11 protein-coding genes and 1 riboswitch are annotated in these 15305 nt (G+C 52.1%); of the genes, 5 read left to right on the top strand and 6 right to left on the bottom strand.

Features of this window, described 5'->3' with window-relative positions; all coding sequences use genetic code 11:
* Positions 1–71 precede the first annotated feature (71 nt).
* The 4 genes from miaB to HHO50_RS12880 form a co-directional block, all read right to left on the bottom strand.
* Positions 72–1505: a tRNA (N6-isopentenyl adenosine(37)-C2)-methylthiotransferase MiaB gene (miaB, locus tag HHO50_RS12895; RefSeq protein ID WP_181306474.1), complete on the bottom strand. Its 1434-nt coding sequence runs from the start codon at positions 1503–1505 to the stop codon at positions 72–74.
* A gap of 203 nt (positions 1506–1708) precedes the next feature.
* A complete protein-coding gene (gene pabB, locus HHO50_RS12890; protein ID WP_181306473.1) occupies positions 1709–3001 on the bottom strand; it encodes an aminodeoxychorismate synthase component I in 1293 nt (430 codons plus the stop codon).
* Between the two features lie 360 nt (positions 3002–3361).
* Positions 3362–4099: a zinc ribbon domain-containing protein gene (locus HHO50_RS12885; RefSeq protein WP_181306472.1), complete on the bottom strand. Its 738-nt coding sequence runs from the start codon at positions 4097–4099 to the stop codon at positions 3362–3364.
* A 7-nt stretch (positions 4100–4106) separates the two neighbouring features.
* Positions 4107–5204 carry a Nif3-like dinuclear metal center hexameric protein gene (locus HHO50_RS12880; protein WP_181306471.1) on the bottom strand — a complete coding sequence of 366 codons (1098 nt, stop codon included), beginning with the start codon at positions 5202–5204 and terminating at the stop codon, positions 4107–4109.
* Between the two features lie 60 nt (positions 5205–5264).
* Here HHO50_RS12880 and lpxK point away from each other — a divergent pair, with 60 nt between their 5' ends.
* The 3 genes from lpxK to HHO50_RS12865 all read left to right on the top strand — a co-directional run bounded on the left by lpxK (position 5265) and on the right by HHO50_RS12865 (position 9170).
* Positions 5265–6341 (top strand): tetraacyldisaccharide 4'-kinase, encoded by a 1077-nt coding sequence (lpxK, locus tag HHO50_RS12875; protein ID WP_181306470.1) that lies wholly within the window; start codon positions 5265–5267, stop codon positions 6339–6341.
* Between the two features lie 2 nt (positions 6342–6343).
* The gene (locus HHO50_RS12870) at positions 6344–8308 is read left to right on the top strand and encodes a putative porin (RefSeq protein WP_181306469.1); all 1965 of its coding nucleotides are present in this window, start codon (positions 6344–6346) and stop codon (positions 8306–8308) included.
* A 268-nt stretch (positions 8309–8576) separates the two neighbouring features.
* Positions 8577–9170: a tRNA-(ms[2]io[6]A)-hydroxylase gene (locus tag HHO50_RS12865; protein WP_370457588.1), complete on the top strand. Its 594-nt coding sequence runs from the start codon at positions 8577–8579 to the stop codon at positions 9168–9170.
* Positions 9171–9968: 798 nt separating this feature from the next.
* Here HHO50_RS12865 and HHO50_RS12860 read toward each other — a convergent pair.
* Positions 9969–11240: an asparagine synthetase B gene (locus HHO50_RS12860; protein WP_181306468.1), complete on the bottom strand. Its 1272-nt coding sequence runs from the start codon at positions 11238–11240 to the stop codon at positions 9969–9971.
* 128 nt (positions 11241–11368) lie between these two features.
* On the opposite strand from HHO50_RS12860, the gene HHO50_RS12855 reads away from it, so the two are divergent.
* The gene (locus HHO50_RS12855) at positions 11369–12604 is read left to right on the top strand and encodes an ABC transporter permease (RefSeq protein WP_181306467.1); all 1236 of its coding nucleotides are present in this window, start codon (positions 11369–11371) and stop codon (positions 12602–12604) included.
* A gap of 57 nt (positions 12605–12661) precedes the next feature.
* Positions 12662–12732, top strand: a riboswitch (Fluoride riboswitch).
* A 51-nt stretch (positions 12733–12783) separates the two neighbouring features.
* Positions 12784–14109, top strand: coding sequence for a voltage-gated chloride channel family protein (locus HHO50_RS12850; RefSeq protein WP_181306466.1), 1326 nt, complete (start codon positions 12784–12786; stop codon positions 14107–14109).
* Positions 14110–14627: 518 nt separating this feature from the next.
* Here the strand turns inward: HHO50_RS12850 and HHO50_RS12845 are convergent.
* A complete protein-coding gene (locus HHO50_RS12845; RefSeq protein WP_370457587.1) occupies positions 14628–15275 on the bottom strand; it encodes an OmpH family outer membrane protein in 648 nt (215 codons plus the stop codon).
* Positions 15276–15305 lie beyond the last annotated feature (30 nt).

The raw sequence follows: 15305 nt of genomic DNA, 5'->3' as shown, positions 1-15305 counted from the left end.
AGATTTGGAAATGCAGAACTTTAGCTCAGAGGAAATTCATCTTCAAATCTCCTCATCTCCAAATTTTCAAATTATAAAACAGGTTCCCCAAACAAGGTGCCTACCGAGCAGTCGGTGATGAGCACGTCTACGTAGTCGCCTTTCTTGAAATGCATCTTGGGGAAGATGACCACTTTGTTCTGGTCGTTTCGGCCACTCAGCATTTCGTCTGAGCGCTTGGAGAAGTTTTCTACCAACACTCGGTGCACTTGGCCCACGGCTAGTTGGTTGCGCAGGTGCGAGTAGTGGCGCTGTTTGTCAATAATCTCCTGTAACCGACGCTTCTTGGTTTCCAGCGGAACATCGTCTTCCAATTTGCGGGCCGCCAAGGTGCCGGGGCGCTCAGAGTAGAAGAACATGTACGCGTAGTCATACTGCACGTAATCAATGAGCGACAAGGTGTCTTGGTGTTCTTCTTCCGTTTCAGAGCAGAAACCGGCAATCATGTCGGTGGAGATACCGCAGTCTTCGCCCAGAATACGGCGGATGGCATCTACGCGCTCCATGTACCAGGTGCGGTCATAGGTGCGGTTCATGAGTTCCAGCACGCGGGAGTTTCCGCTCTGGGCCGGTAAATGGATGTATTTGCAGATGTTGCCGTACTTTTTCATGGTGTACAAGACTTCATCTGTAATGTCTTTGGGGTGCGAGGTGGAGAACCTCACCCGCAGGTCTGGGCTGATCAAGGCCACGCTTTCCAGCAGTTGCGCGAAGTTGACGCGTTGGGTGCCGTCTTCCGAAGCCCATTTGTAGGAGTCTACGTTCTGCCCCAACAAGGTCACTTCTTTGTAGCCCTGGTGCACCAGCTCCTGCGCTTCCCGCACAATGGAGTGCGCATCACGGGAGCGTTCGCGGCCCCGGGTGAACGGCACCACGCAGAACGAGCACATGTTGTCGCAGCCCCGCATGATGGACACAAACGCGCTCACCCCGTTGCTGTTTAAGCGGATTGGGTTGATATCGGCATAGGTTTCCTCGCGGGAAAGCAGCACGTTCACCGCTTTGTGGCCACCGTCTACCTCGTTGATGAGCGAAGGCAAATCGCGGTACGCGTCTGGGCCTACCACCAGGTCTACCATTTTCTCTTCTTCCAGCAGGTTTTTCTTCAATCTCTCTGCCATGCAGCCCAACACGCCCACTACCAAGCCAGGCTTCTTCTTTTTCAGGTGCTGCAACTGGGTTAAGCGGTGGCGTACGGTCTGCTCGGCCTTTTCTCTGATGGAGCAGGTATTCAGCAACACCAAGTCAGCGTTGGTTACCTCTGACGTGGTATCAAAACCGGCCTCAAACATGATGGATGACACAATCTCGCTGTCAGAGAAATTCATCTGGCAGCCGTAGCTTTCAATGTAGAGTTTCCGCTGACGGCCGGTATTGGAATCTACGGTTACTTTGGTGTCGCACGCGGCGGCTTGTTCCGGCGTACGGTTATCAATAAAGTCTAAGTCCAGAATAGGTGCGTGCATAGCTTGCAAGTAAAAAGACAAAGATAAGCATATTCACGCGCTTGTGACAGAATGGCAGACACTTTTTTAGGTCAAAATAACCTCATTTCGTAAAAACAGGCCAAAAACGATTGTCGCAAATTTGAGAAAGGAAATAGGGCAAGATGTGTTATGAAAGATAAGCTAACTTGTATTGTCCGCGGCGATAAAGCTGAAAGCAGGGTTTAGAGATTTTCCAGCACTCGCTTGATGGCCGCCGCTTTCAGGAGGCATTCCTGGTATTCCTGCTCTGGGTCAGAGTCATAGGTGATGGCACTGCCCACTTCAAAGGAGAGGTAGCCGGTCTGGGCGTTGTATTGTAAACTACGGATGACCACGTTAAAGTCAAAGTCACCGTTGGGCAGGCAATACCCGAAGGCACCGGAGTAGAGGCCGCGTCTGGTTTTCTCATACTGTTCAATCAGTTCCAGTGCCCTGATCTTTGGCGCGCCGGTCATGCTGCCCATGGGGAAGGTGGCTTTGAGTATCTCCACGGCGGTTACACTGTCCGGCACTTGACAGGTTACGGTGGAGATCATCTGCCAGACGTACTGAAAACCGTACAAGCCAAACAGCTCGTCTACCTGTACCGAACCCGTCACGGCTACCCGGTTCAGGTCATTGCGCACCAGGTCTACGATCATCATGTTTTCGGCCTGTTCTTTTTCGCTGGTGGCCAAAAGCGTCCGTTGCCGTTGGTCTTCTTCCAAAGTGGCTCCGCGCCGGATAGTGCCTTTGATGGGTTGGCTGATGAGGAGGCTGTCTTGCTTCTTCAGGAACCTTTCTGGGCTGGCACACAACAAGTAACGGTCTGTTAATTTAAGGAAGCCTGCAAACGGAGTAGGGGAGGCCGCGTGCAGTTTCCAGAAAAGCGGGAGCGGGTCTACGGAGACTTCGTGGGCGTAAAATTCCTGGCAATAGTTCACTTCGTACACGTCGCCCTCCAGAATGTGCTGCCTTAGTTGTTCCACTGCCCGCAGGTATTCCTCTTTGGCGACCCGGGGCTGCGTTTCAATCCTGTTTTTGGAAAAAGAGCCTGAATACGAGGTGCCCTGAATAGCCAGGGCAATGGCGGCTGGGTCTTCCACGCCGGAAAAGATGGTCACAGAATCCTCTGCCCAAACAAGCCAGGTTTCCGGTTGGAAGAAGTAAAGTTCCGGAAACCCAAGTTGATCTGGATGCTGGCTCTGCAGCTGTTCCAAACCATTCTTCAGGTCATAGGTAAGGTAGCCTAGTAGCGGAATAGTACTGTTCTGTTCCAGGGCATTCTGCAGCATCTCCCAGGAAGAAACGTCAGCTGCGCTTCTGTGTCTGCGCATGCCCAGCAGGTTTTCAAAGGCGCCGTGCCGGTACCTGATGCCGTTTGGTTCATAATAGGCCACCACCTCGTTCTGTTGGGTTGCCCAGGCTAAGGCTTTCTGTTTCCAGAGGAGGATGGAAACCGGCAACTCAGAAAAAGGCAGCGTCAACTGATGCATGAAAAAAAAATGGTGATTGATCTGGCAAAGATAAGGAGTATATCTGGGGCGGTGCTTGGCTTTCGCGGAGACCACGCACCTGTTTTAAGGCTGTTTCCAGAAAAATGGCCCTGAAACGGTTATCGAGGTTCTGATGCCCCTCCGGCTGGTGGTTTCCGGCGAGTCTGGAGACTCGCGCCCGTTTACTTTAAACCTGTGAGGTCTTCAAGACCTCACAGGTCAATGCGTTTTAGGTCTGTTTTCCTTAAAACAGCCCCAAAACGCATTGACCTAGGACGGGACTTTCTCCCTTAAGAAAAGGCGGCGCATAAAAAAAAGGATGGCTTTATACCACCCTTTCCCACTAGAAGTTACTTGATGTTATTGAATGACTGCCTTCTGGTCTACATCAGCTAGGATACGGCCACAGTGCTCACAAACGGTGATTTTCTTGTGGGCGGCAATGTCTGACTGGCGTTGGGGGGGGACGGTGTTGAAACATCCGCCGCAGGCGTCACGCTTCACGGTTACCACGGCCAGGCCGTTGCGTACGTTTTTGCGGATGCGGTTGTAGGCGAAGAGAAGGCGCTCTTCAATGTGTGATTTCGCTTCTTCTTTTTCCTTGTTCAGGCGGCGTTCTTCTTCCTCGCTTTCGTTCACCATTACCTGAAGTTCCCCGTTTTTGGTGTTCAGGTCTTTCTGGCGCTCTTCCAGGCGGTTCTTGATTTCCTGGATGTCCTGGTTTTTCTGCTCTATCTGGAAATTCGCCTCGCGGATTTTCTTCTCGTTGATCTGGATTTCCAGTTTCTGAAGCTCAATCTCTTTGGTGATGGCGTCAAACTCGCGGTTATTGCGGACGTTCTCCTGTTGCTCTTCGTATTTCTTGATCAGTTTCTCAGCGTCTTTGATGCCTTGTTTGCGGCTGGCGATGGACTGCTGCAACTCAGCGATCTCATCATCAAATTTGCTCACGCGTACTTGGTAGCCGGCAATCTCATCTTCCAGGTCACGAACTTCTTCTGGAAGGTCGCCTCTAATTTGTAGAATTTTGTCCAATTCAGAATCTAAGCTCTGAAGTCTTAGAAGTGCTTCTAACTTACTTGCTACGGTACTTTCCATGTATTATTTAGCTGTGTCTTACGGGATTTGTTTCAGTATAGGACAAATCGACTGCAAAATTAGGAAAAGATTTTGTAAGTATATCATAAAAAAGCTCCTTCGTGTAAACTTCGCTTTCATAATGTCCTACATCTACCAGGGCCAGGTGCGGGGTGGCCTCAAAGAACTCATGGTACTTCAGATCGGCGGTTAGAAAAACATCGGCCCCGGCCGCTTTGGCCTGCCTGATGAGAAAGCTTCCGGCCCCGCCGCACACCGCAATTCTCTGGATGGGCTTCTGCGGCCAGGCCGTGTGCCGGAAGGTGCTGATCTGTAACTTCTCCTTTACGTGCTGCACAAATTCCTCTGCGGAAAGGGCTTCTTCCAGTTCGCCCACCATGCCCGCGCCCACTTCCTGGTTCTCGTTCTGCAGCGCTACTATATAATGCGCCACTTCTTCATACGGGTGGGCTTTGAACAAAGCCCGCATGATTTGGTGCTGCTTGAAGGTGGGGAAAATCACCTCAATTTTGTTTTCAATGGTTTCCTCGGTTTGGCAGGGCTCGCCTATGTGCGGGTTGGCTTGGGCCGAAGGGGTGAACCGGCCGGTACCCGTTACCCGGAAACTGCAGTCGGTGTACTCGCCAATCTGTCCGGCCCCGGCCTGGTGAAGCGCGGCCAGGACTTTCTCGGTGTCCTCTAAGGGCACGTAAGTCTCCAGTTTGGTCAGCAGTTGCGTTTTGGGGGCCAGAACTTTGGGGTTGAGGATGCCCAATTTCTCGCAGAGTTTGGCGTTGACACCGTTGTGTACGTGGTCCAGATTGGTATGGCAGGCAAAAATAGCTATCTGGTGCAGCAGTGCTTTCAACAAAATACGTTCTACGGGCGTTTTCCCGGTCAGGCTTTTCAGTGGTTTGAAGATGACCGGGTGGTGGGCCACAATGAGGTTACAGCCCCGTTCTACCGCTTCTTCCACTACTTCCAGGGTACAATCCAGGGTTACCAGAACGCCTGTCACGGTTGCGTTCGGGTCTCCGATCTGGAGCAGGGCATTGTCATACGGTTCCTGATAGGCGGGTGGGGCGTAGCGCTCCAGTACCTGTACTACTTCCTTTATCTGGGTCATTCTATAGGTTTAAAGCCGTGGAGGGCAAAGAAAGCTAAATTTCGTGTACTTTTGCAGGCCATGCCCGCTCTGTCGTCTGTCCTTCGTTACCCGCTGTATCCGTTCGCCTTGCTGTACGAAGGCATTGTGCGGACACGCAATACCTTATACGAAAAGGAGGTCTTTGGTGTCTATCAGGCACCCATTCCGGTGATTTGTGTGGGAAACCTGAGCGTGGGCGGCACCGGCAAAACCCCGCAGGTTGAATACTTGGCGCGGCTCTTGCAGCCCAGAAACATCGCCATCCTGAGCCGGGGCTATAAACGAGCCACCAAAGGCTTTGTTTTGGCAGATGCCCAGGCCACGGCAACCTCGCTGGGCGATGAACCTTTCCAATACACCCAAAGCCTGCCCCAGGTGAAAGTAGCGGTTTGCGAGAAGCGGGCGCTGGGAATACAGCAATTGCTGCACCTCTTCCCAGAGCTGGAGGTGATTCTGCTGGATGATGCTTTTCAGCATAGGGCCGTCAAAGCTTCTCACTATCTGCTGCTCACTGATTTCAGCTGTCTGTTCACGCAGGATTACCTGCTGCCTGTGGGCCTTTTGCGGGAACCCAGAACCGGAGCCACCAGGGCAGATGCCGTGGTGGTCACCAAATGCCCAGAGAATGTGACGGCTGAGCAGCAAGCGATTATACGGCAGCAGGTGCAACAGTATACTGCTCCGGCTACCCCCCTATTTTTCTCGCAAATAGTCTACGCCCCGGCTGTACCGGTTGGGAGAGGGAAAACGTTAGGGAAAAGGTTGATTTTGGTGACGGGCATTGCCAATGCGCAACCGCTGGTACGGCACTTGCAGAAAACGGGAGCGGAGCTGGTACGGCATTTTGAGTGGCCAGACCATGCGGCGGTCACCGCAGAGCGGGTTGAGGAGGTAATTTCCTTTTATACTTCCTTGCAAGACCCAGAGGTGAGTATTCTCATGACGCAGAAAGACGCCGTGAAATGGCAGGCACCCGCGCTGGAATCGCGCTGGCGTGATTACCCGGTTTTCTATGTGCCTATTACCAATGCCTTTGCCCCGCAGGTTCCTTCCTTTGATGATACCGTTAGAGGATGGCTACCCCAGGCGGGTTCAGATTTTAATGCTTACTTTTGAACGTGACGTATAAGAAATTTTTAGCTGCGGCTTTTGTGATGGGGCTGGGTATTTGCGCCCGGCAGGCTTCTGCGCAAATCCTGAATGACTCCACCAAAGCCATTTATGGTTCGGCCACCACTATGGTGCTGTATGAGGCAGATGTCTTCAAAGGGAACCTCACCCCAGCGCGTATAGATACCTCGCTCACCAATCTGCAGAATTTCCGGCACTGGTACTATGATACTACGCTGCAGCAGAACCTGGGCAACGTGGGGACTGCCTCGCAGCCGCTTTTCTGGCGGATGCCCACCACCCTGGGCAACCGGCTGGGCCGAAACGCCTTTGACCCGTATGCGGTCAACCCGGCCACTTTGCCGTACTATGATACCAAATCGCCTTTCACGTTCCTGAACTACATGCAGGGGAGTTTGGGGGAGCAGGTCTTCCGGGCGAAGCATACGCGCAATGTTTCCGCTAACTGGAACGTGGGCCTTGGCTATGAACGCCTGGGGGCGGAGCGGCAGTTTGGCAGCCCGGGCCCCGGCAGAGACGCTTTTCTGAGCCACTATGGGTTGCAGGCCTTCACGCATTATTACAGCAAGAACGACCGGTACCGTTTAATGGCTAACTTCAGCCAGACCAGCCATGAACAGATTGAATTAGGCGGCATCAGACCACAAGCGGGCAACACCAGGGCAAATCTTTTTGACTACAAAGAAGAAGACGTCTGGTTGGTGACTGCCGCGTCTGGAGAAAGACGCAGTAATTTCCGTGCCACCCAATGGTACAAGCTGTTAGGGCCGGGACTGCAGTTGTACCATACCGTTGATGTGCATTCACAGCATAATGAATATTCTGATGAAACATTGACCTATGAAACCGCAGGAACGGGCAGTGCCAGCAGGCGAACCGTGAATTTCTACCCTGCCGTGCGGTTAGATTCTGCCCGTACGTATGATGATTCTTACTTTAAACAGATAGAGAACACGTTTGGGGTCATGGGCAGCGGCCGTCTGTTCGTGTACCGCGCCTACGCCAAACGCCGCGACGGTTCTTATGAAGTGACCGCCGAAGCCGTGGATGTGCAAGACAGAACCGGGCAGGAAGATACGTTGCTCTACAGAGTTGACCGGGTAAAAAGAACCATCGCCGACAACTTTATTGGCGGAGAGGCGCAGTTCCGGCTGAAGAACGACATCTATGTCACCACAGATGCGGAGCTCCAGATTGGCGGCGGCGATTACCGGATCAATGCCCAGGCCCGCTACAAGTTCCTGACGCTTCGGCAAACCCGAATCTCGTATTCCCCAACGTTGTTGCAGCGGGTTTTCATCAGTAACCATTACGAGTGGTTCAAAGATTTTGAGAACACCCAGGCCAACCAGACGGCCGCCTCGCTGGAGGCTGGCTACAAGAACCATTACCTCAATGCCCAGCTTCAGTTTACCAATCTCCGGAACTACGTGTACTACCGTGATTCCCTGGAAAGTGGCAAAACCCTGTGGGCTACTCCGGCGCAGGAAACCGGCAACACCAATCTGGTGCAGGCCAGCCTTCGGTATAGGTTCAAGGTCAAGTCATTCGTCTTTGACAACACCGTTTACTACAACAAAGTGAACGGGGAAGATGTCATCCGGATGCCGGAATGGTACGTCAATTCCAAAGCCTATGTGCAGGGGCCGCTCTTCAAAGGAGCCATCCATGTGCAGACCGGACTGGAGATGAACTGGCATTCTGAATACTACGCCGATGGCTACATGCCTGTCACCCAGCAGTTTCACCTGCAGAACCGCTTCCTGGTCAACCGTTATCCCACGCTGGATCTTTACCTGAATACCGATATCAAGACGGTGAACCTCTTCCTGAAACTGAGTAACATCAACACCGTGACCAGCGCCTGGGAACCCGGCTACTTTACCACCCCGTACTACCTGGCCAACCCCTTCAGCTTCATCTTTGGCCTGCAGTGGAACTTCTATGATTAGTTTTTTAGATTTGAAGATGAGAAGATTTGAAGATGAGAAGATGTGGGAATTTGAAGATGTGAAGAGGAAAGTCTCCATGCTATGGCGCGGAAGTTACTTCCGTGACTTTCTGCCTTCTCAAGCCACGGAAGTAACTTCCGCGCCATAGAAGGCCAAAGAGAATAATACCCTAACTTCCTTCCAATCATCTCCAAATCTTCACATCTTCTCATCTTCACATCTTCAAATCTCCAAATCTCCTCATCATCTCATCTTCACACCTAAAAAAGTGGCGAAATCAATCTTAAAACTACAGCTTCCTACAGATCCCCGGTGGGTGAACATCGCGGAGATGAACATTCAGGATATTCTGGTAGACCATGCCTATTGTGAGCAGAAAGCCGCCACGTCTGGCATTTCCCTGATTGTGAAGTACCCCGATAAAACCAAATTGGTAGAGGAAATGACCGCCTTGGTGGCCGAGGAGTGGAGCCACTTTGAGCGGGTACTGGAAGAACTGAAGAAGCGCGGTTATGAACTAGGACGCAACCGGCCCGATGAATACGTGGTGCAACTCAGCAAACACATTAGGAAAGGCGACAAGCGCGAACGCCAGCTCATGGATCATCTGCTGGTAAACGCCCTCATAGAGGCTCGTTCCTGCGAACGTTTCAAGCTACTCTGGAAGAACCTGCAAGACGAAGACCTGCAGAAATTCTACTATGAACTGATGGTGTCAGAGGCAAGCCACTACGTGAGCTTTGTGAAGCTGGCCAAAGAATACATGCCCAAAGAAGTAGTAGACGCCCGCCTACAGGAACTACTGGAGATTGAAGCCAACATTATCGCCAACCTGGAGCACCGGCCAGACAGGATACATTAGGTGATGAGGAGATGTGAAGATGAGGGATAAAATTTTAACTGATTAAAGTAGAGCAGGTTGCGGGGTGCAAACTTTTAAGCACTTTCCTTTCTTTCTGTCATCTTGGGAGGATCTTGTGCACAAATGGTAAAACGCTTCCGCAGAAAGAGACCTCACCCCCAGCCCCTCTCCCGCGGAGAGGGGAGCCCCGCTGATGCGTTTTGAAGCTGTTTTGCAGAAAACGGGCTCAAAACGTGGAAACCGTAATTATTGCATACCGGTAGAGGCAATACCTGGTCACCGGGAGGCGTTGCTTTCTATGGTTTTCTTTCGGCGGGTACAGACATCCTCCCTTTGCCTCGGCGTTTTCAGGCTGTTTTGGCGAAAACAGCCTGAAAACGGCAATGGCCGCCTAGACACTCGTAGGAGCTGCGCGCACTACGAGGTCTTTGGAACAGGCGGCATCATGGAAGCTGGCTGTTCCAAAGCGCAGGCGCGAGACTCCAGTCTCGCGCCAGGGGATGAAGCGAGTCTCCAGACTCGCCGGGAACCACCAGCAGGAGGGCGCAACATCAGTGAATAGGGTGCGCGCTCCTGAATGACAAGCAACCTGTAAAAGCTTCAAATCAAAGCCAGATCCTTGCTGCTGGTCACATAAAATAAACGAAGGCATTTTGCTTAAAATGCAGAGGGGTTTTGGGGCTGTTTTTACAAAAACAGCCCCAAAACCCCTCTGCATTTATCCAATCCCCACATCTTCAAATCTTCAAATCACCTCATCTCCACATCTTCAAATCTCCACATCTCCAAATCTCCAAATCAAGTCTTCTGTTTCTTCTTCTTCGCCGCCGGGAATAAGATGTTATTCAGAATAAGGCGGTAGCCGGGGGAATTGGGGTATAAGGCCAAATCTGTGGGTTCCTCTTCCACGAAGTGCTGGTAATCCTCGGGGTCATGGCCGCCGTAGAACGTCCAGGTGCCTTTCCCGAAGGTGCCGTGTATGTAGCGGGCCTCGTCAATGGCCTTGTTTTCGCCCATCACCACTACTTCAGATTTGATGAGGCGCTTTTTGAAACCGGTGGTGAGGCCCATGAACCCTTTGATGGTTTTGACGTGGTTTTGGGTAAGCATGGTAGGGATGGGATCCCACTTCGCCGAGTAGGTGAAAAGCTGGAAAAAGTCATTGTTCTCGCGGAGGCCCCGCTCCAATTGCGAATTGTCAATGTTGGAGAACTCAGGGTGGTAGGGGTCTCTGATGAGGGTGAAGTCTTTGAAGGCAAAGGTGTTGTTGAAATTCAGTTTCTGCTGCGCTTGAGGGTCTGAGGGGTCGCCGTCGAACATGTTTTCGGTGATGTCCAGACCTACGGCGGCTAGGGCGATATCGTAGGTGTCGGTGGCGGAGCACATGGCAAACATAAAGCCTCCGCCCGCGCAGAAGTCCCGGATGCGCTGGGCCACGGCACTTTTCAGCTGCGGCACTTTGGAGTACCCGAACCGTTTGGCGGTGGCTTCGGCCTCGCGCTTCTGCTCAAGGTACCAGGGGGCGTTCCGGAAGGCCGTGTAGAATTTGCCGTGCTGGCCGGTGAAATCCTCGTGGTGCAGGTGCAGCCAATCGTACTTGGGCAATTTGTCTTCCAGAATATCGGGGTCATAGATAATGTCATAGGGGATCTCAGCGTAGGTGAGCACCAAGGTCACGGCATCGTCCCAGGGCTGTTTGGACTTGGGCGAGTACACGGCAATCTTGGGGGCTTTCTCCAGCTTCATCACGTCCATGTTAGACTCTGGGGCGGCAATCTGAGAGAGTATCTGGCTGTACTGCGCATCTGAAATGGTCTGGTAGCTGATACCACGCACCACCAGTTCGTTTTCAATGGGGTTTGCCTGTTTCACCGCAAAAGCGCCGCCTTTGTAGTTCAAGAGCCATTCTACCTCTACTTGGCGTTGCAGGGCCCAATACGCTAGCCCATAAGCCTTTAAATGGTTTTTCTGAGACTCGTCCATGGGCAGGAGCAGGTAAGAAGCCCAACTGGCGGGCGAAATCCCCAAAAGGATCAGCAGCAGAAATAAATTTCGGGACAAAGTCTTCATTAGTAACCGGTTTGGAACGAATTTAAGAAAAACGGGCAATAAACGGGAAAACCATTACTTTTATAACAGTAAGAAAGAGCTCACTTTTACGACTGATAGACTATTCTGGTACTGGCCCTCCAAAAAATATGGATCTTATAGAAAACACGAAAGAAGGTTTCCGCTCTATCAAAGCCAATATGCTCCGCACGGTGCTCACGGCCCTCATCATCTCCATCGGGATTATGTCTTTGGTAGGTATTCTAACGGCAATTGAGGGCATCAAGTATTCCGTTTCCAGCACATTTTCCTCCTTAGGGGCCAATTCCTTCGACATTGAAAAGAAATGGGACGGCGGCGGACAACGGGGCGGACGGCAGAACAAGGTGTACCCCAACATTACGGAATTCCAGGCTCGGCAGTACAAAGAATTGATGGCCGACAAAGCCCGCGTGAGTTTGTCTGCCTGGGTAAGCGGCAATGTGTCTGTGAAGGCCGGAAGCATCAAAACCAACCCCAACATGAGCGTGATTGGCGGCGATGAGAATTACCTGGTAAATGAAAACTATGACCTGGAACTGGGGCGGCCTTTCTCTAATACCGAGATTGAAAACGGTTCCCCGGTGGCCATCATTGGGGAAGAAGTGGCTGAAAAGCTGTTCCCTAAACAAAGTCCCGAAGGAAAGAGCATTATCATGTTGGGCCGGCGGTTCAAGGTGATTGGCAAAATCAAAAACGAAGGCGGTGGTTTGGGCGGCGGCGGCAGCAACCGGCGCATTATTATTCCGCTGGAAGCGGCTACCCAGATTCCTACACCAAATCCATTGACATTTGAGATAAAATCGGCCATTTTAAATGGCTCTAGTCTGGCGTTTGCCATGGAAGAAGCCACGGGCATCATGCGCAAGGTGCGGCAAGACCGGTTGGGGCAGGAAGATTCCTTTGAGATTACCCGCAGTGACGAAGTGGAGCAAACCCTGAACAACATCACGGGCTACCTGAAAACGGGCGGTTTTCTGGTGGGCTTTATCACGCTACTGGGCGCGTCTATTGGTTTGATGAACATTATGATGGTGAGCGTGACCGAACGCACCCGCGAAATTGGCATCCGGAAAGCCTTGGGAGCCACCATTAAACAGATACGGTTGCAATTCTTGATTGAGGCCATTGTCATCTGCGTACTGGGCGGAGTGGTAGGAATAGTGCTGGGTATCTTAATGGGCAACGGCATTGCCATGCTCATCGGTAAAGGGGAGTTTTTTGTGCCCTGGCTGTGGATGATTGTGGGCATGGGCATCTGTGTTACCGTAGGGCTTATCTCAGGCTACTACCCGGCCTACAAAGCGTCAAAGCTAGACCCCATAGATTCGCTCCGGTACGAATAACATGGTATAGCGGAAGAAAGAAGCGTATGCCCTACAGGGTTCATTCTGATACATTTGCTTTGTGAAGGTGATGGGGTACCACCAGTATAAAGTCGCCTTCTGTGAAGGCTGATGACTCCTGCTTCTGCGTAGTCGGGATGAACCGGCTGTGCCTTTGATGACGTATCAACAGAAGTAGTATGACCTTTTTCAAAAAGAGATTCCTCTCCAAGTCAACTCTTTCCCAGAGCACTTTTCCGCAGGAATTTTACCTGAACCTATTGTATCTGCTGCGGTGGGTAGGCCTTGCCCTGCTGGTAGGAATTATGGCGGGAAGCACTTCGGCTCTGTTTCTGAAACTGCTGGACGTGGTAACCGCTTACCGCGAAAGCCATTTGTGGCTCATCGCCCTTTTACCCGTGGGCGGTTTCCTGATTGGCTGGCTGTACTATACCTGGGGGCAGGAAGCCGAAGCCGGAACCAACCTGCTGCTACATTCTATCCAAGAACCTGCTTCTAAACGGCTTCCCCTTATCATGGCACCGCTGGTGTTTGTGACCACCGTTCTGACCCACCTGGTGGGCGGCTCCTCCGGCCGTGAGGGAACGGCGGCGCAAATGGGGGGGACTCTGGCTGACCAATTAACCCGCCTTTTCAAGTTGCCTCCCCGTGACCGGAAACTGATTTTGATCTGTGGCGTAAGCGCTGGTTTTGCCTCGGTGTTTGGGACACCTTTAGCCGGAGCCATTTTTGGGCTGGAGGTTTTCCTGTTGGGGCAGGTACGGTACCAGGCATTGCTTCCTTCCTTTCTGGCGGCCGTAGTGGCAGATTACGTGACCACCGCCTGGGGGATTGGGCACACGGCCTACCCACAAGTGGAAGTTCCGGCCATTTCGGGTCTGACCTTGGGGGCAACTTTATTGGCGGGTATTTGCTTTGGGTTGGCGGCCAGGCTTTTCTCCTGGACTTCCCATGCGGTGGGCACCACGTTCAAAAAGTTTATCTCGTATCCGCCCTTCAGACCGGTGGTGGGGGGAGCGGTTCTGGCACTGCTTGTCTGGGCATTGGGTACCACCAAACACATTGGCTTGGGCATTCCTACCATTGTAGAATCCTTTACCTCACCGCTGCCACCGTATGATTTTCTGGTAAAGCTGGCGTTTACGGCATTGACCTTGGGGAGTGGCTTCAAAGGGGGAGAGGTCACGCCGTTGTTTTACATGGGAGCTACCTTGGGAAACGCGCTTTTTACCGGATTGCCTTTGCCCCTGGAGCTACTGGCTGCCATAGGATTTGTGGCGGTGTTTGCCGGAGCCTCCAACACGCCGCTGGCCTGCACGCTCATGGCCATTGAATTATTCGGGGCCGAATGTGGTCTGTATGCGGGTTTGGCTTGCGCGGTAGCTTATGTGTTTTCCGGGCACAGCGGTATTTATGGGGCGCAGTTGGTGACGGAGAGCAAGCATCCGTTCTATGCCCGCGAGTCAGGCACTAAATTGTCTGAGGTGAAGAGAAGGCTTTTTTGAAGTGTTTTATAAAAATAGCAGGGTTAATTCACTCACCGAGAAACATGGCTCCAGTTTCCAATTTCCGTGAGGAGAAAGCCTCTTCATTTCTTTACAGTTACTGAATGCGCGTATTGCGCTGTTCCCCTGGCATGTCCGCTTTTTGCGTGGGTGCAAGTGCTGTATTGTTCCATCTTTGCTGGGAAGCGCTCACGGCCCCGGTTCCAGTCTTCCCCTCTCGCACTGCCCTTTCGGCCTGAGAGGTATGTCTCTCTTAGCTGAAGTTTATCTATGGCCAAAAGCGAGGCGCGCTCGGGGAAGACTGGAACCGGGGAAAGTAGCAGAAGCTTGCAGGTGATGAATCGTCTCTGGCGAGTGTGTAATACCTGCTGTGTTCCGCCGCTTTGTATAGGAAAGAAACGGCCAGAGACCGAAGCCCACACCCACCAAAGGCGAACGAAGAAAATCAATTGTTTTCCCTAAAAGAGCATAAAAAAAGCCTGACAAACGTCAGGCTTTTTTTATGCAGGCGAGGTGCGTTACTTCTTGGTGGAAGCTTTGCTTGCTTTGTATTCTTCGTTCAGGCCTTTTACGGCGTCATTGGTGATGTCCAGCGTTTGGTCTCCGTAGAGGATGGCGCTGTTACCACGGGTGTAGGTCAAGACCATTTTATAGCCTTTCTCCTGGCTTACTTTTTTAAGATGCGCTTCTACCTTTTCGTAGATCTTTTTCATCTCATCGTTCTCGTCTTTGGCTAGCTGGTTGCCCAGGGTCTGCTGCTGACCGGCCAATTGCTGTTCTTTCTGGGCCAGGCGCTGCTCGGTGGCGGCACGTTGTTCCTGGGTCATGTTGGCCCCGGTTTGGCGGTATTGCTCCACTTCTTTCTGGAAACTGGTGGCTTTGCCTCTCAGGTCATTTTCCATGCGCTTGCCTTTGGCTTCCAGGCGGGCTTTCACGTCTTTGAAGTACTGGTATCTGTTCAGGAGGGTGTCTGAGTTCACGAAGACAATCTCGGGCGCAACAGCGGCAGCCGGAGCGGCTTCGGTGTCATCAGCCTCCGTGGTTTCGGTGGCCGGAGCGGTTTGCGTGGTAGCCGTGGTGGCTTGTTTGGGAGCCTGGTCGTTTTTACAGGCCGAGAAGGAAGCTGATAACACAGCCAATAAGAGAAGCTTTCTAGTGATGCTCACAGTCAATAAATAAGGATGGTGAAAATGAAA

It is taken from the genome of Rufibacter sp. XAAS-G3-1, assembly GCF_013623775.1.
Lineage (GTDB): Bacteria > Bacteroidota > Bacteroidia > Cytophagales > Hymenobacteraceae > Nibribacter.
This window is presented reverse-complemented; position numbering and strand designations above follow the sequence as displayed.